Source organism: Tardiphaga sp. 862_B3_N4_1 (assembly GCF_051811085.1).
GTDB lineage: Bacteria > Pseudomonadota > Alphaproteobacteria > Rhizobiales > Xanthobacteraceae > Tardiphaga > Tardiphaga robiniae.
In genome coordinates this window covers 2,009,952-2,025,777 of record NZ_JBPWQB010000001.1, presented here as the reverse complement: position 1 = coordinate 2,025,777, position 15,826 = coordinate 2,009,952, and the positions used below count along the sequence as shown (strand labels likewise).

The window sequence follows — 15,826 nt, the reverse complement described above, 5'->3', positions numbered from 1 at the left end:
GCGTCCGGCAGGATTTTGTCGCCCTCAGGTCACACAGCCGCTCTTTCGCAACCCCCTTCATCACAATTCCGGGAATCGAGGCAGGACTGTGATTGACGGCAGGGTCTTATGTCTGAACATGTCGCGGGTTTTTTCGAAGAAAGAAAGCACTATGTCGATTGCTCTCAAGGGCTTCAAACGGCCGTCGTGGACCTCTCCAGCGGCCGTTTTGCTGATTCTGTCGTCGCTCTTTGTGGCCTCACTCGCGAGTTCCGGGGATGCCGATGCGGCGCCCGGCCGTCGCCCCGGCCATGTCTATCTCTATCGTGGCCTCATGAACGTGTTCTCGCTCGGCATGGATCAGATCGCCTACAAGCTCGAAGCCGCCGGCGTCGCCTCCTCGGTCAGCAATCACACGCTGTGGAGCGGCCAGGCAGACGACATGATCGCCCGGTACAAGGCCGGTAACCGCGAACCGATCATCCTGATGGGCCACTCGGCCGGTGCCGACGTGACCATCTCGATTGCCCGCAAGCTCGCACAGTACAACATCCCGGTGGCGCTGATCGTGAACTTCGATCCGGTGGCGCCCGATGCCGTCCCCAACAATGTGAAGCAGATCGTGAACTATTACGTACCCGCCGGCTGGGGGCGCGCGGTGTCTGCGGATCCCCGCTTCAAGGGCAAGCTTGCCAACGTCAACGAGAACGCCACCACCAACCACTTCTCGATCGACAAGGACGACAGCCTGCAGCGTCAGGCCATTGCCCGTGTCATGGCCGTGACCGGTGGCGGTATTCGCCGCAAGCCGGCGGCGCCGAAGCCTGCACAGGTCTCGGCTGCTCCGCAATAATACGCAGCCAATATCGAAACGCATTCAGCCGAGGTGATCGTCACCTCGGCTGAATTGTTTTGGCCATCCGGAATCCTCAGACGATCAGCACGTCATGATGTGACGGAGGCGTCACCGGCGCGAGCGCGGCATCGGGTGTGCCGAGAGCGTCGTCCGGTGCCGGCGCGGCCGCGACGGGATGACTGGACGCCGTCAGGACCTGAGCAAGAGCGACTTCCGCAGCGCCCTCACCCTGCGCACTATTCTGCACCTCCGCGTGCCCGGACATCGTGTGGCCGGACGTCAGACTGAAAGCAAAGTTCTCACTGCCAGTGCTGCTCGCAAGTGCTTGTCCAAGCGTATCGACGGCAATACTGGCATTTGCGAACTTCAGAAATTCCGTATTGGTGAGATAGTCAGTGCCGTCGCGACCGGCGACGCTGTCAGTGACGATCGTCTGAGCGCCACTGCGGCTGATGCTGTAGTCGGCCACGTTGCCGGAGAATACCGCGGTGTCGGTGCCGTTGCCGCCATTGATGATGTCGTTGCCGATCCCGCCAGCAATGTAGTCATCGCCGTCACCGCCGCGGACGACATCGTTGTCGCTCGAGGCGCCGAAGAACCAGTCCTGATGCTTGGCCGTGTCGAACTGGATGCTGCGGACATAGAGATCGAACGAGCCGGGTGAACTGGCATTCGTGCCGTCGGCCGGCACCAGATCGACGCCATTGATGGCAATGTCCTTGAAATGCAGCGCGCGCCCGGGCTCGGAATTTGCGAGATTGATCGCGACACTGGAGATGCTGGCGGGATTGTCGAAAGTGATCGTGTAGGTCTGGTAGCCCGACGGATCGCTCGCGGGCGTGAATTCAAGCACGCCCGAAACCGGCTGGCCATTGACCAGAACCTGCGCCTGCGCGCCGATGCCGTTCACCACCGAACCATAGCCTGTCAGGCTGATGGTGGTTGTTGCGAGCTTTCCCGCAGTATCGGGCCCGGCGACAATCGTGTCATTCCCGGCGCCGCCATAGATCTCGTCGTGTCCGAGCCCACCGAAGATGACGTCGTTGCCGCCTCCGAGATCGATGGTATCGCCGATCGACGAGCCCGTGACGGTGATACCCGGCGTTACTCCTGTCCCATGGAAATACTGCGCCACCACATCCTGCGCCGGCTTGTCCATGACCGAATAGCCGGTCTCGGAGTAGAAGTTGTTGAGGTCCCACTGCCAGAACTCGACGCCCTTCAGCCAGCTGCCGCCATGCGCGCTCCAGACTTGAAAGAAGGCATTATAGGCATCGGCCTGTTCGGCGAGATCCGCAGGCGCCTTGGATGATCCACCGCCCGGATTGATAGCCGTGCCGTCGATGCTGCGATAACCGACCTCGGTCATCAGCACCGGCTTGCCGTAATCCATCGACAGCGAATGAAAGAAATCGACGGGCGACTGATAGCCGAAGGCCTTGGCGTAATACGGATTGTACGGCACCTCGTTCCAGGCGTGTACGAGATCGTCTACCGTCGGCGTCGTGCTAGCCGTCAAGGGTGGATAGGCGTTGATGCCGATCGTATCGACCTGGTCCCAGAAGCTGACCTTGGATGCTTCGTCGGTTGCCGCCGCGTAAGTGACTTCGCCATGATAGACGCCGCGCACGGCCGAGATGATATCAACCCAGTAGCTGCGATAGGCGTCGCCCGACAGGCTGCTCATCTCGTTGCCGATGGCGAAACTGGCGACATCGCCCTGCTCTGCAATTTCAGCCAGGTGCACGATCTCGGCCTTGTAGGACGCGAAGAAGGCATCGACGTCCGACGGCGCCAGACTGTGCGAGATCGTGCCGTCGAGACCTGTGATGCCGGGCTTGAAGACAACATCCAGCCCCGCAGCATGGGCCTTCTGAAAGCCAGCCAGCAGGCTCGCATCGCTTTCGGTCTTGTCCGGCACGGCGAGCACGTCATTGCCCGTACGGCTGTCGGTCCATATCCGCGTCGTCAGCGCGATCGAATTCGATCCGAGGGACGCCATGGCCTGAAACGCCTGATCGGCCGACGCACTGGAGAACTGTCCATTCCACTCCGATAGTGCACCGAAACCTTGGACCTTAAAGATGTTGGGCATTCGCGCTCTCCATCGGCATTGCCTGGAGAAGCCTGAACCCGCAACGTGATACCTTCGCGACCGCAATGGGGTATCATGGTGACGTCTACAAATTGAACCTCGTTGTAGGCTTACGCGGTCAGGGTCATTCAATGAAAAACGCCGCCCGCTATTTCAGCGAACGGCGTTGATCGCGTAGTTTCTTGCTCGGCCGAAGGCCGCGCTTGCGCTTTACGCGAGAGCTTTCAGTGCGGCCTTGCCGGCATACTTCGCCTGAGTGCCGAGCTGCTGCTCGATGCGCAGCAACTGATTGTACTTGGCGGTACGATCCGCGCGTGCCAGCGAGCCAGTCTTGATCTGTCCGCAATTGGTGGCGACGGCGAGATCCGCGATCGTGGAATCTTCAGTCTCACCCGAACGGTGCGACATCACCGCGGTGTAGCCAGCCTTGTACGCCATCTCGACAGCGCTCAGCGTTTCGGTCAGCGAGCCGATCTGGTTGACCTTGATCAGGATCGAATTGGCGCGGCCGTTCTTGATGCCATCGGCAAGACGCGTGACGTTAGTAACGAACAGATCGTCGCCGACCAGCTGGCACTTCGAACCGATCAGGTCGGTGAGCTGCTTCCAGCCGTCCATGTCGTCTTCCGACATACCGTCCTCGATGGAGACGATCGGATAGTTTGCGACGAGCTGGGCGAGATACTTGGCCTGCTCGGAGATGTTGCGGGTCTTGTTCTCGCCGCCATAGACGTAAGCGCCGTCCTTGAAGAATTCGGTGGCCGCACAGTCCATCGCCAGCATCACGTCCTTGCCGGCGGAGTAGCCGGCCTTGCCGATGGCGGCCATAACGAAATCGAGTGCTGCTTCGGCCGAGCCGATATTGGGCGCGAAACCGCCTTCGTCGCCCACATTGGTGTTGTGGCCGGCCTTCTTCAGCTCGCCCTTCAGCGTATGGAAGATCTCGGCGCCGCAGCGCAGGCCTTCGGCGAAGGAGGATGCGCCCACCGGCATGATCATGAATTCCTGGAAGTCGATCGGATTGTCGGCATGCATGCCGCCATTGATGATGTTCATCATCGGCACCGGCAGCGTGCGGGCTGACGTCCCGCCGACATAGCGATACAGCGGCATATCGAAGGATTCAGCAGCCGCCTTGGCAGCGGCCAGCGAAACGCCGAGGATCGCATTGGCGCCGAGGCGCGACTTGTTCGGGGTGCCGTCGAGCTCGATCATGATCTCGTCGAGCTGGACCTGGTTCTCCACGTCCATGCCGCCGATGGCGTCGAAGATCTCGCCATTGATGGCATCGACCGCTTTCTGCACGCCCTTGCCGAGATAGCGGGACTTATCGCCGTCGCGCAGCTCGACCGCCTCATGGGCGCCGGTGGAGGCGCCCGACGGAACCGCGGCGCGGCCCATCGACCCGTCTTCGAGGACGACGTCGACTTCAACCGTGGGATTGCCGCGGCTATCGAGAATTTCGCGGCCGATGATGTCGACGATGGCGGTCATGAATGCCCTCTTTGTGCTGGGGGTGGGTCGTTGGCGCCGCTTCTACAGCAAGCCTCCCGGCGGGAAAACCCCGCCTGACGTGACGACTGGCCCGGGATTGGCTATGAACCGCCATAACGGAGATATTTATGTCAAAAACACCCCGCAAATCCCCGAAATTGCCAGATGACCTGCAGCTCGGCCGCGCTGTGGAATGGCCGACCTCCCCCGAACAGGCCAAGCTCGACCGTGTACCGAACCCGCAGAAGGACACCAATTACGTGGTGCGCTTCACGGCTCCGGAATTCACCTCGCTGTGCCCGATCACCGGCCAGCCGGATTTCGCCCATCTGATGATCGACTATGTGCCCGGCCAGTGGCTGGTCGAGTCGAAGTCGCTCAAGCTGTATCTCGCCTCGTTCCGCAATCACGGTGCCTTCCACGAGGATTGCACCGTGGAGATCGGCAAGCGCGTCGCCTCCACCATTAAGCCGAAATGGCTGCGCATCGGCGGTTACTGGTATCCGCGCGGCGGCATCCCCATCGACGTGTTCTGGCAGACCGGAACGCTGCCCAAGGGCGTCTGGGTGCCCGAGCAAGGTGTCGCGCCGTATCGTGGGCGGGGCTAGGCCTTCGCGTCCGTGGGCTTCATCGGCCTCAGCAGTTTTGCGGCGGCGAAACCGAGCGCAAAGACAATCGCGGCGCTGATCAGCAGCGTCGGCATCTTGCCCGCGTGCGCCAGACCGAAACCATAGGCGATCGGGCCGACCGACTGGCCCATGAAAAAGCAGAAGGCGTGCAGCGACATGGCGCTGGCGCGGGCTTCCTGCGAGAGCTCCGTCGAGAAGATCTGCAGCGAGCCATGCAGCATGTAGAAGCCCCAGCCCATCAGCAGCAGGCTCAGTGCCTGGATCTGCCAGTTTGGGCTGAAGGCGGTGGCGGCAAGCTGGATCGCGATCACGATGCCGCCATAGATCATCATGCCGTTGATGCCGAGGCGCGCCAGCATGCGCGACACAGTCGCCGTATAAAACAGGCCGCCGACGGCAAAGCAGGCGATCACGAGGCCCGCGATCGAGAGACTTGTGACGCCGCGGTCGAACAGGAACGACGAAATATAGGGAAACAGGCCGAGGATGCAGCAGCCTTCGACGAACACGGCGCTGTAAACGATCAGCGTGTTCGGATTACGGAAAATGACCTTGTAGCCCTGGGCAAGCTTGCCGAAGTCGGCCTTCACGGTCGGCTTGATGATCGCGGCGCCCTTGAAGCCATACGCCACCGCGACCGATGCGACGATCGCGAGGCCGCCGAGGATGACCAGCACGCCGCGCCAGCCGAAGAAATCGCCGATCACGCCGGATGCAGTCGAACCCAGCAGATTGCCGGTCATGGCGCCGGCCATCACACGGCTCAGCGCCACCTGACGCAGCTTCGGCCCGACCAGATCGCTGGTGAGACTGAGGGTCACCGGAAACACCCCGCCTGCCCCGATGCCGGCCAGCACGCGTGTCGCCAGCAGCAGCGGATAGTCGGTTGTGATGGCGCCGAGAATATTGGCGACGCCGAGCAGCACCAGACAGACGATCATCAAACGCGGCTTGCCGAACAGGTCGGCGGCAGCACCGAGCGCCGGCTGCACAATGGCGAAGGTAAAGGCCAGTGCGGATGCCAGACCGGCGGCAATTGCCACCGTAATGGACAAATCGTCGGCGACATGCGGCAGCACCGGATCCAGCGCGCGCATCGACAACGCGGCGGCAAAGGATGCCAATGCGATGATATTGAGGACCGGAGGCATCAGCGCGCCACCAGCGCCGCGGCAGAGGGCTGCATGATCAGGCCTTGGCCGCCGTCTCTTTGGCCAGCGCGTCGAACGCCATCAGGTTCTTCACCAGCGCCTCGAAATCGCGGAGCGGCACCATGTTCGGCCCATCGGACGGCGCATTATCCGGATCGGGATGGGTCTCGATAAAGACACCGGCGACACCGACGGCCACAGCCGCACGCGCCAGCACCGGCACGAATTCGCGTTCGCCACCCGATGATGTCCCTTTGCCGCCCGGCTGCTGCACCGAATGGGTCGCGTCGAAGATCACAGGCGCGCCGGTGGTCCGCGCCAGGATCGGCAGTGCGCGCATGTCGGAGACCAGCGTGTTGTAGCCGAAGGACGCACCGCGTTCGGTGACCAGCACCTTGTCATTGCCTGACGATGTCAGCTTGCTGACGACATTGGCCATGTCCCAGGGCGCCAGGAACTGGCCCTTCTTCACATTGACCACCTTGCCGGTGGCAGCCGCGGCCAGCAGCAAATCCGTCTGCCGGCACAGGAAGGCCGGGATCTGCAGCACGTCCACTGCCTCGGCAGCGCGGGCGCATTGATCGTTCTCATGCACGTCCGTGAGAACAGGCAGGCCAAGCGTCTCGCGGATCTCGGCAAAGATCGGCAGCGCGTCGTCCAGGCCGATGCCGCGCGCGGCGGAGGCGCTGGTGCGGTTGGCCTTGTCGAACGAGGTCTTGAAGACGAGACCGATCTTGAGCCGCGTCGCGATCTCCTTCAGTGCCTGCGCCACTTCGAGCGCATGAGCCCGGCTTTCCAGCTGGCATGGCCCGGCGATCACCGAGATCGGCAGAGCATTGCCGAAGCGGACGGTGCCGAGAGCGACGACGGGCGCGGCTGTGGAGGATGCGGTCAAAATGGTCTCCTTATGCCGGCGACCATGACCGCAGGACCGGGCGGGATGCAAGCCGGATCAGGCCCATCCCGCCGGTCGGAATATCAGGGTTGCGGCGGGAGCCGCCTCCAAACTGACCAGGGCGGCCTCCGCACCGGGCGGACCGGCCTGCCCCGGGACCAGGCTTACTTCAGCGCCGAGAAGGCCGTCGGCGCCAGCAGCTGGCTGACGATATTGCCAACGATCTGGCCGTCCTCTTCGGACTTGGCGCGCGCCGACATCCATTCCGGGTCGGACATGAAGGCGGTCCACACCTTCTCGCGCTCGGCGAGCGATTCCCATTTGAGGATGTAGGTCAGTTCCTGATTGGATTCGCCGATCACCGTGGTGAAGAAACCGGACTGCCGGATGCCGTGCTTCTCCCAGAGCTTCAATGTGACAGATTCAAATCGCTTGATCAGCGCCGGCAAACGTCCCGGCAAACAGCGATAGACGCGTAATTCATAGATCATCGGCTTTGGTTCCTTCCCTTTTTGTCAGCCTTGAAAGACTCTAACGCATGGCTTGTTGCGGCATCGTCCCTTGCCTGCGCAACGTCAGGCTTACATCATGCCGCCTGTGACGCAACCGACTTGGATCCACGATGCAAAAGCCCCTTTTGTCGCTAGTCGCCCTGATGACACTGACCGTGTCTGCCACCGCTCAACAGCCCGGCAAGATCACGTCGGGCGCCACCGGCGTGATGGTCGATGGCAAGCCGGCGGCACGCGTCGGTGACACCACCACCGACGGCAAGATCATCGAGGGTGCGAAGGGCGTCTACATTAACGGCAAGCCTGCAGCCGTCGTCGGCGGCAGCACCGAATGCGGCGGTAAGACCATCTCGGGCAGCAACGGCGTGTTCATCAACGGCAAGCCGATGGCCCGTGCCGGAGATAGCACATCGGGCTGCAAGTAGGACTTGCCGGACATGTCTTTGTCATCCCGGGTGCAATGGGCAGCCGGCGTTGCCGGCCGGCTGGCCATCGCTATCGCCGGTGGCCTCATCGTGCTGCCAGTCCTCCCCCCTGTCGCCGAAGCGCAAAACAGCCGCGCACCCAGCGAGCGTGAACTCACGGCGAAGATCCAGGATGCGTTCAACGCGCTGCGCGCAGGCAATGATGGTAGTGGCCGCGAACGGCTCAAAAATGCACTGCGCGAGGTCACGCAAAGCAACTATTACAGCCTCACGATCACGGCCTATCTCAATGCCGCCAGTTCGTTCGAGCGGCGGCGCGACAACGCGACCGCGTCGGAGCTTTTTGCCGAAGCGGCCAAGACCCGTGCCGCACGCGACGGCGGCCGCGATGCGGTTACATTCTGGTTCGAATATGCGCGCTTCCTCGAACGCAGCAATCAATACGATCTCGGCATCCCCGTGGCGACCGAAGCTCGCAAGCGCATGCGCGCGGAATACGGCCCGAACTCAGCGCAGGACATTGCCGGGGGCGACATCCTCGCGACGCTGCTGACCAATAACGGCGCCGTCGCATCCGGCCTCAATCTGTCCGAAGAGACTTACCTCAACGCACGAAAGGCACTTGGCGACAGGGAGCCGCTGACGTGGCGCACCGAGAATAATTATGCCGAAGCGCTGCGCATGGTCGGGCATCCCGACGTCGCCGCGGGGATCGACGAACCACTGCTGCGCAAGCGCATCGCGCATTACGGCTATGGCAGCATCCAGGCGCTGGTGAGCGCCAGCAATCTCGCGCTCAACCATCTGGCCATGGGCAACGAAGCCGAAACGCTCCGCGCGCTCGACTTGCAAAAGCGCTGCGCGACCGAACTCGCCGATCCCCGCTCTGAACATGTCCAGCAGGCCAATGTCTGGATCGCCTATACAAAAGCCTATTTCCATCCCGACCAGCAGATGAGCCGCCCTGATCTGGAAGCCATGGCCAAGGTCAAGGACTGGAACGGCGCACCGGATCTCCTGCGCATCAAGGCGGCACAACTCGCTGCCGATCAGTATGAGACACATGGCGAGACCGACCGCGCCCTGGCGCTGCGGATCGACGCCTATCACCGTTCGCAGACGACCATTGCGCGTCAGCATCCGATCACGTTTGATGCCTTGCTCGGTGTCGCGATGACTCGAATGAAGCGCGGCGACAAGGACACGCTGGCAACCTTCAAGGACGTCGAGCAGCAGGCGTTCCGCTGGATGCTGCGTGAGGTCGGCACTGCCGGCAACCGTTACGTCGCCGAGACCATGCGCAAACTGGCCGATGATATCCTGTATGAGTTCGGCCGCTACGCACTGGTCGAACCAGCCGCCGCCATCGCCTATGCCGACGCAGTGTCGCGCTGGAAGACGATGGAAGATGGCGAACGCACCATGCTGCGCCTGACGGCCGACCGGCTGCCTGACGACGCCACCAAGGCACTGGCACAGACCGTGCTGCGACTGTCCGGCCAGCAGCAGGAATTGCTGTCGTCGGGCAAGATCGATGACGACGCGCGCGACGTGCTCAGGCAGTTGCAGGACGCGCGGCAGGCGCTTGCGGCGAAGATGGGTAACAAGGCGCCGACCGATCTCCAGCTCCCATCCATCGAGGAAAGGCTCGAACGCAGCGACGCGCTGGTCGACTTCTTCGTCAGCGGCCGCCGTAACCGCGTCAATCCGATCGCGCCAAAACCGGAGATGCGGCTGCAGGCCGTGATCCGCCGCCACGACACCGCGCCAGCACTGTTCGATCTCGGCCCGCTCGACAGCTTCCTCGCAGTCGATGCGACGTCGCCGGATCATGCAAAGCTCTTCCGTCGCCTCCATGACACGCTGCTCGAACCGCTGAAGCCGCAGCTCGCCGACGTGAGACGACTGTTTCTTGTCCCCGATGCCGAACTCTACAGCCTGCCCTTCGCGATGCTGCAGGATGCGGGCGGCCGCTATCTCGACGAGATTTACGACACCCGGATCATGACGCGCGCCGACGCGCTGTTCTTTGCGAACAACGACAACAGGCTTGCATCGGGCGACAAGGCGCTGTTGGTCGGCGGGCTCGACTATGCCGGCGCCGCCAATGAGCTACCCTCGACGAAGACCGAAGTCGATACGGTCAGCGCCGACCTGAAGAAGCGCAACCTTGTCGTTACCACCCTCTCGGGCAGCGACAGCGGCGAAGCGACGATCCGCGCCGACGCCAAAGGCGCGTCCCTGATCCATCTCGCCACCCACGGCTTCTACAAGACCGCCTCTAACCGCACCGACGCGCTCTGGCGCAGCGGCCTCGTTGCCTCGCGCCCCAATCTCAGCCGCCCGCCGCAGCGCGACGACAATGACGGCGTACTTTATGCGCACGAGCTGATGAACTGGGATTTGTCGTCGGCCAACCTTGTCGTGCTGTCCGCCTGCCAAACCGCGCTCGGCGATCCCAGCCGGATTGGCAGCGTGCGCGGCTTGCCCACCGCCCTTGCCATCGCCGGCGCCCGGCGTTCGCTGCTGACATTGTGGGAGGTCGCAGACGAAGGCACCGCCAACTTCATGGCGCGGTTCTATCAGGTGCTGGCCGACGAGAAACTCGATTACGCCAGCGCGCTCCGGAAGGTCCGCATCGAAGCGATCCAGGGCAAGATCACGGCCGCCAAAGACCCGTCGGTCTGGGCGGCGTTTGTATTCTTCGAGAGCTGAAACCTGTGGCTGAGCCGTAGGGTGAAGCATAATCCGCCCTACGTGATCCCATCCGAACTACGCTTGCCTGAAGCCAGTCAGGAAGGAATCGAGGCAGTCCTGGATCGCATCGATGCCGTATCCGCCTTCCTGAACGACGAGCGTCGGCAGACCCAGCGATTGCATCTTGGCCCCGACGCTTCCGAAGTCTTTTGCATGCAGCTTCAGGATGCCGATCGGATCATCCCGATGGGCATCGAAGCCGAGCGCCACCACAAGGGCCTCGGCGCCAAATGCGCGAACGCGTTCGATCGCCGTGTCGAGCGCTGCATTCATCTCAGCGCCACCGGCACCGGGCGGTAAGGGTAGATTGAGATCGAAGCCCTCGCCGGCACCATGGCCGGTCTCGCTTGCATAGCCCGTATAGAACGGCACGAAATTCGTGGGGTCGCCGTGGATCGAGATCGTCAGCACATCTGGACGATTATAGAAAATCTGCTGCGTGCCATCGCCGTGATGAACATCGACATCGATGATCGCCACCTTTCCAAAGCGACTGCGCAATCGCTGCGCGGCAATCGCGCTGTTATTCAGGTAGCAGAAGCCTGTGCCGCGATCGGCGCGCGCGTGATGGCCCGACGGCCGGCACAGCGCATAGGCAGCGCGGTCCCCGCCGACGATAGCGTCTGCGCCAGTGACCGCTGTTTCTGATGAGCGCAGGATGGAACGCCAGCTATCGGGGCCCATCGGCACCGACAGATCGCCGAGATACCAGCCCACCTGAGCGATAAATCCGGTTGCCGGGCAATCCCGCCGTGCAGCCTCTTCCGGGCGCCCGCTCCAATACGGGAAATATTGCGGCCACACTTCCGGTCCGTGGTCAGGCAGTTGCGCCCAATTATCCCACGCGGTTTCCAAGAAGCGTACGTAAGCCGGCGTATGCACCGTCAGCGCGGGCGCAGTGCCGTACTCCGCCGGCTTTTCAGGCGTGATCTCGTGCCGCGCCAAAGCGCCGATCAGTCGTTCGGTGCGAACCGGCGAATCCTTGATGGGCACGAAGCGGCCGTAACGCATGAATTGCTGCGGCGAATGAATTGCCTGATCCGGGTGATAGAAAGCGCGCATGGATCATCCCTCTGTCCGTTCGGCCGGTCAGAAGACCGACGCCTCAGGGATCATTCGCATGATTGGTTTCTGCCGATCAATCGGCAGTCTGCGCAGCCCTTATGAGCGCAGCGACATGGGCAACTCGGTCGTAGGGCGGATTGATGAAGCGTGATCCGCCATCCTTCCGTCCCACACACGCCGACGGCGGATTACAGATTCGCCAAATCCGCTCCTCCGGTCTCACACCAGCCGGCTCTGCGCCGCCGCAGCCTTGATAAACGACGCAAACAGCGGGTGCGGTTCGAACGGGCGCGACTTCAGCTCGGGATGATACTGCACGCCGATGAACCACGGATGGTTCTCGTATTCGACGATTTCGGGCAGCACGCCGTCCGGCGACAGGCCGGAGAACTTCAACCCATGCTTTTCAAGACGGTCTTTATAGGCCGTGTTGACCTCGTAGCGATGGCGATGGCGTTCGGAGATTTCGGTGGCGCCGCCATAGACGTCCGAGACCTTGCTGCCCTTGGTCAGCGTCGCCGGATAGGCGCCGAGCCGCATGGTGCCACCGAGATCGCCGGCATTGTGGCGCTTCTCGAGTTCGTTGCCGCGCAGCCATTCGGTCATCAGGCCGACGACTGGCTCCTTGGTCTCGCCGAACTCCGTGGAGTTGGCGTCCTTGATGCCGCCAAGGTTTCGCGCCGCCTCGATCACCGCCATTTGCATGCCGAAGCAAATTCCGAAGTAAGGCACGTTACGCTCGCGCGCGAACTGCGCCGCGCGGATCTTGCCTTCGGCGCCGCGCTGGCCGAAGCCGCCCGGGACGAGGATGCCGTTGACGTGTTCGAGGAACGGCGCCGGATCCTCGTTCTCGAAGACTTCGCTTTCGATCCAGTCGAGATTGACCTTCACCTTGTTGGCGATGCCGCCATGAGACAGCGCTTCGGTCAGCGACTTATAGGCGTCCTTCATGCCGGTATATTTGCCGACGATCGCGATGGTCACTGCGCCTTCCGGATGGCGGATACGCTCGTTGATGGTGTTCCAGGTCTTCAGCTCGGGCAGCGCCTTCGGCGTCATGCCGAATGCGGCCAGCACTTCGTCGTCGAGCCCGGCGACGTGATAGGCCTCGGGCACCGCATAGATGTTGTCGACGTCGCGGGCCTCGATCACGGCGCTTTCGCGGACGTTACAGAACAGGCCAAGCTTGCGGCGCTCTTCCTTGGGAATATCGCGATCGCAGCGGCACAGCAGAATGTCCGGCTGGATACCGATCGAGCGCAGCTCCTTGACGGAGTGCTGGGTCGGCTTGGTCTTCAGCTCGCCGGCGCTCGGGATGTAAGGGAGCAACGTCAGATGCACGAACACGGTGTCGCCGCGCGGCAGATCATTGCGCAACTGGCGGATCGCTTCGAAGAACGGCAGGCCTTCGATGTCGCCGACAGTGCCGCCGATCTCGACCAGCACGAAGTCGTAGCCGTCATTGTCCGACAGAACGAAGTCCTTGATGGCGTTGGTGACGTGCGGGATCACCTGGATGGTAGCGCCGAGATAGTCGCCGCGGCGTTCCTTGGTGAGGATGTCCTGATAGATTCGCCCGGTGGTGATGTTGTCCTGCTTGGTGGCAGGCCGTCCGGTGAAACGCTCATAATGGCCGAGATCGAGATCGGTCTCGGCACCGTCATCGGTCACGAACACTTCGCCGTGCTGATACGGCGACATCGTTCCGGGATCGAGATTGAGATAGGGGTCAAGCTTGCGAAGCCGGACCTTGTAGCCACGCGCCTGCAACAGCGCGCCTAACGCCGCTGAAGCCAGACCTTTACCGAGCGAGGAAACCACGCCGCCGGTGATGAAAATGTACCGCGCCATGGGACTTAACCTTTAAGGCTCCGAAACCGATTCGCCAAAACGAATCGCAGCCGTCAGCCGAGAATCGGTGAGGCTGTGGGTGACTTGAAAAACGAAATGATTGCAGCCCCTTGATGGGATCTGCTGATGCAGGACGGTAGTCCCCGTCCTGCATGGCGCCTCTGCTTTATTGCGAGCGTGGCGGTGCCGGGGCTGCAGGAGCCTGCTGTTCGTCGGATTTCTTCAGCGTATCCAGCAGGCCGCCCGAGGTTGGCGGAGCCAGCGGCGAGCCCGGCTGCGACACCGGCGCAGTATTGCCCGGCAGGATCGAGGTCGGCTTGCGCTCATAGGTGGCCAGCCAGGACAGGAACAGACTGGTCAGGAAGAAGCCCACCGCAAGAACGCCGGTGGTGCGTGTCAGAAGGTTCGCCGTGCCGCGGCTGGACATGAAGCCGCCACCGCCGCCGCCACCGACGCCCAGGCCGCCGCCTTCGGATTTCTGCAGCAGCACCGTCCCGATCAGAGCCGCGACGATCATGAGGTGGATAACGATAATGACGCTTTGCATCGTGTCCTTCCATCGCAAGCACGCCGCGCCGATCGCCGGCTGCAGTCATGGCTTGCGGGGTTTGAATCCAGCGGTGTCTACACGATCGACCGGGGGATTGTCACCCCCGCGCCGACCGGTCTGGACCGCAAATTCCAGCATTCCGTGGGAGTTAGGGACAGCCCGCCGCGATCGCAAGGAAATCGGCGGCCTTCAGGCTGGCGCCGCCCACCAGCGCACCGTTCACATGAGGAACCGCCATCAACTCCGTGGCGTTGGATGGCTTGACCGAACCGCCATAGAGTATCCGGATCGAGGCCCCCTCGTTCTTAAAGCGTTCAGTCAAACGATCCCGGATAAACTTATGAACTTGCTCGACATCTTGAGCTGTCGGCGTCAGTCCGGTGCCGATCGCCCAGACCGGTTCATAGGCCACGATCAGGTTGCCTGAGGTGGCATCGTCCGGCAGCGAGCCCTGGAGCTGGGTGCCGCAGACATCGAGCGTCTTGCCGGCATCACGTTCGGCCTGGGTCTCGCCGATGCAGACGATCGCGGTGAGCCCGGCGCGCCAGACGGCCAGCGCCTTTTCGCGAACCACGGCATCGGTCTCGCCGTGATCGGCGCGGCGCTCGGAATGTCCAACAATAACAGCGGTCGCGCCGGCATCAGCCAGCATTTCGGGCGCAATATCGCCGGTATGCGCGCCTGAGACGTTCTTGTGACAATCCTGCGCCCCGACTGAGACGACGTGCCGGCCCTCCTGCCCGAAGCTCGATGCCTTCGACGCGAAACTCGCCAGCAGCGTGACCGGGGGACAGACCAGTAGGTCGACCTTGTCCAGCACATCCGGCGCGCCGCGCAGCATCGCTTCGAACTCGGTCATCGACGCCTTGAGGCCGTTCATTTTCCAGTTGCCCGCGATCAGCGGCCGAACGGCATCAGTCATGAGGATATCCTGTCATTTGAAAGAGGTTATTTGAGCTAACAGAGGCGATCCATCAGCTCAAGCTGGCTTGGCGCCACGCTGGCTCCGCTCCCGTTTGATCTCATCGGCGGTGAGGTCAGGCGCCGAGGGATCGAACTTGCTCCAGCCCGAGGACGCGAGGTCGCTGCGGCGCTTGGCGATATCGACCGAGGATGGGTGCAGCAACGCCTCGAGGCGGTCCTTGTCGGCCGCCTCGACCTTGGCACTGACGAGGCTACCGCCGCGGCGGATGCTCTCGGCGTAGACCTCGGCATCGTTCACGGCGACCCCCGCTTCCGCCAACATCCCGATCACGCCACCGGCCGCGCCTGCAGCCACCGCGCCCGCCGCTGCAGCGGCGAGCCATCCGGCTGCGACCACCGGCCCTAGGCCGGGAATCGCCAACAGGCCAAGGCCTGCGAGAAGTCCACCAAAACCACCGAAGCCCGCACCAATCGCGGCGCCCTTGCCGGCGCCCGCGGCATAGTCGGGCGCGTACCATTTGTCGGCGTTGTTGGCGATGATGCTGATGTCGTCCTCGGGCACACCGGCTTCACGAAGGTTGATAACGGCCTTCTGCGCGTCGGCGTAGTCGTCGAACAGCCGGGAGACCGTCACCTTGCTCAT

General features: G+C 62.6%; 15 protein-coding genes. 5 read left to right on the top strand and 10 right to left on the bottom strand.

From position 1 onward, the window contains the following. Positions 1-151: 151 nt before the first annotated feature. Positions 152-832: a hypothetical protein gene (locus tag AB8B02_RS09450; RefSeq protein WP_089264505.1), complete on the top strand. Its 681-nt coding sequence runs from the start codon at positions 152-154 to the stop codon at positions 830-832. Positions 833-908: 76 nt separating this feature from the next. Here AB8B02_RS09450 and AB8B02_RS09445 read toward each other — a convergent pair whose 3' ends face one another. Both AB8B02_RS09445 and eno read right to left on the bottom strand, forming a co-directional pair. Further along, a complete protein-coding gene (locus AB8B02_RS09445; protein ID WP_439063785.1) occupies positions 909-2,930 on the bottom strand; it encodes a glycoside hydrolase family 113 in 2,022 nt (673 codons plus the stop codon). Between the two features lie 210 nt (positions 2,931-3,140). Beyond that, a complete protein-coding gene (eno, locus tag AB8B02_RS09440; RefSeq protein WP_439063784.1) occupies positions 3,141-4,424 on the bottom strand; it encodes a phosphopyruvate hydratase in 1,284 nt (427 codons plus the stop codon). A 128-nt stretch (positions 4,425-4,552) separates the two neighbouring features. Between eno and queF the strand changes: the two genes are divergently transcribed. Then, positions 4,553-5,032, top strand: coding sequence for a preQ(1) synthase (gene queF, locus AB8B02_RS09435; protein ID WP_439058247.1), 480 nt, complete (start codon positions 4,553-4,555; stop codon positions 5,030-5,032). Here queF and AB8B02_RS09430 read toward each other — a convergent pair. The 3 genes from AB8B02_RS09430 to AB8B02_RS09420 all read right to left on the bottom strand — a co-directional run bounded on the left by AB8B02_RS09430 (position 5,029) and on the right by AB8B02_RS09420 (position 7,590). Then, complete coding sequence (locus tag AB8B02_RS09430; protein ID WP_439063783.1) at positions 5,029-6,204, bottom strand: MFS transporter; 1,176 nt, start codon at positions 6,202-6,204, stop codon at positions 5,029-5,031. The two genes, queF and AB8B02_RS09430, sit on opposite strands and share 4 nt — an antisense overlap. A 37-nt stretch (positions 6,205-6,241) precedes the next feature. Continuing rightward, positions 6,242-7,099: a 3-deoxy-8-phosphooctulonate synthase gene (gene kdsA, locus AB8B02_RS09425; RefSeq protein ID WP_116663696.1), complete on the bottom strand. Its 858-nt coding sequence runs from the start codon at positions 7,097-7,099 to the stop codon at positions 6,242-6,244. A 164-nt stretch (positions 7,100-7,263) separates the two neighbouring features. Continuing rightward, entirely contained in the window at positions 7,264-7,590 is a 327-nt protein-coding gene (locus AB8B02_RS09420) for an NIPSNAP family protein (RefSeq protein WP_089264511.1), read from the bottom strand. Positions 7,591-7,721: 131 nt separating this feature from the next. Here AB8B02_RS09420 and AB8B02_RS09415 point away from each other — a divergent pair, with 131 nt between their 5' ends. Both AB8B02_RS09415 and AB8B02_RS09410 read left to right on the top strand, forming a co-directional pair. Next, on the top strand, positions 7,722-8,036 hold the full coding sequence (locus AB8B02_RS09415; protein ID WP_439063782.1) for a PAAR domain-containing protein: 315 nt from the start codon (positions 7,722-7,724) through the stop codon (positions 8,034-8,036). A gap of 12 nt (positions 8,037-8,048) precedes the next feature. Next, positions 8,049-10,751 (top strand): CHAT domain-containing protein, encoded by a 2,703-nt coding sequence (locus tag AB8B02_RS09410; protein WP_439063781.1) that lies wholly within the window; start codon positions 8,049-8,051, stop codon positions 10,749-10,751. Between the two features lie 57 nt (positions 10,752-10,808). Here AB8B02_RS09410 and AB8B02_RS09405 read toward each other — a convergent pair whose 3' ends face one another. Continuing rightward, positions 10,809-11,855, bottom strand: a complete 1,047-nt coding sequence (locus tag AB8B02_RS09405) for a histone deacetylase family protein (RefSeq protein WP_439063780.1) — start codon at positions 11,853-11,855, stop codon at positions 10,809-10,811. Here AB8B02_RS09405 and AB8B02_RS09400 point away from each other — a divergent pair. After that, the gene (locus AB8B02_RS09400) at positions 11,854-12,009 is read left to right on the top strand and encodes a hypothetical protein (protein ID WP_158596801.1); all 156 of its coding nucleotides are present in this window, start codon (positions 11,854-11,856) and stop codon (positions 12,007-12,009) included. The genes AB8B02_RS09405 and AB8B02_RS09400 overlap by 2 nt on opposite strands. Before the next feature lie 68 nt (positions 12,010-12,077). Here the strand turns inward: AB8B02_RS09400 and AB8B02_RS09395 are convergent, their stop codons facing one another. The 4 genes from AB8B02_RS09395 to AB8B02_RS09380 form a co-directional block, all read right to left on the bottom strand. Beyond that, positions 12,078-13,709, bottom strand: coding sequence for a CTP synthase (locus tag AB8B02_RS09395; protein ID WP_068730833.1), 1,632 nt, complete (start codon positions 13,707-13,709; stop codon positions 12,078-12,080). A 166-nt stretch (positions 13,710-13,875) separates the two neighbouring features. Then, positions 13,876-14,256 (bottom strand): preprotein translocase subunit SecG, encoded by a 381-nt coding sequence (gene secG / locus AB8B02_RS09390; RefSeq protein ID WP_068730834.1) that lies wholly within the window; start codon positions 14,254-14,256, stop codon positions 13,876-13,878. 151 nt (positions 14,257-14,407) lie between these two features. Further along, on the bottom strand, positions 14,408-15,181 hold the full coding sequence (gene tpiA, locus AB8B02_RS09385) for a triose-phosphate isomerase (RefSeq protein WP_439063779.1): 774 nt from the start codon (positions 15,179-15,181) through the stop codon (positions 14,408-14,410). Positions 15,182-15,238: 57 nt separating this feature from the next. After that, positions 15,239-15,826, bottom strand: coding sequence for a general stress protein (locus tag AB8B02_RS09380; RefSeq protein ID WP_439063778.1), 588 nt, complete (start codon positions 15,824-15,826; stop codon positions 15,239-15,241).

Bases quoted from the DNA above. Each gene is read 5' to 3' on its own strand.
- AB8B02_RS09450 (WP_089264505.1), top strand. From the start codon at position 152: ATGTCGATTGCTCTCAAGGGCTTCAAACGGCCGTCGTGGACCTCTCCA.
- AB8B02_RS09445 (WP_439063785.1), bottom strand. From the start codon at position 2,930: ATGCCCAACATCTTTAAGGTCCAAGGTTTCGGTGCACTATCGGAGTGG.
- eno (WP_439063784.1), bottom strand. From the start codon at position 4,424: ATGACCGCCATCGTCGACATCATCGGCCGCGAAATTCTCGATAGCCGC.
- queF (WP_439058247.1), top strand. From the start codon at position 4,553: ATGTCAAAAACACCCCGCAAATCCCCGAAATTGCCAGATGACCTGCAG.
- AB8B02_RS09430 (WP_439063783.1), bottom strand. From the start codon at position 6,204: ATGCCTCCGGTCCTCAATATCATCGCATTGGCATCCTTTGCCGCCGCG.
- AB8B02_RS09420 (WP_089264511.1), bottom strand. From the start codon at position 7,590: ATGATCTATGAATTACGCGTCTATCGCTGTTTGCCGGGACGTTTGCCG.
- AB8B02_RS09415 (WP_439063782.1), top strand. From the start codon at position 7,722: ATGCAAAAGCCCCTTTTGTCGCTAGTCGCCCTGATGACACTGACCGTG.
- AB8B02_RS09410 (WP_439063781.1), top strand. From the start codon at position 8,049: ATGTCTTTGTCATCCCGGGTGCAATGGGCAGCCGGCGTTGCCGGCCGG.
- AB8B02_RS09400 (WP_158596801.1), top strand. From the start codon at position 11,854: ATGGATCATCCCTCTGTCCGTTCGGCCGGTCAGAAGACCGACGCCTCA.
- AB8B02_RS09405 (WP_439063780.1), bottom strand. From the start codon at position 11,855: ATGCGCGCTTTCTATCACCCGGATCAGGCAATTCATTCGCCGCAGCAA.
- AB8B02_RS09395 (WP_068730833.1), bottom strand. From the start codon at position 13,709: ATGGCGCGGTACATTTTCATCACCGGCGGCGTGGTTTCCTCGCTCGGT.
- secG (WP_068730834.1), bottom strand. From the start codon at position 14,256: ATGCAAAGCGTCATTATCGTTATCCACCTCATGATCGTCGCGGCTCTG.
- tpiA (WP_439063779.1), bottom strand. From the start codon at position 15,181: ATGACTGATGCCGTTCGGCCGCTGATCGCGGGCAACTGGAAAATGAAC.
- AB8B02_RS09380 (WP_439063778.1), bottom strand. From the start codon at position 15,826: ATGAGCAAGGTGACGGTCTCCCGGCTGTTCGACGACTACGCCGACGCG.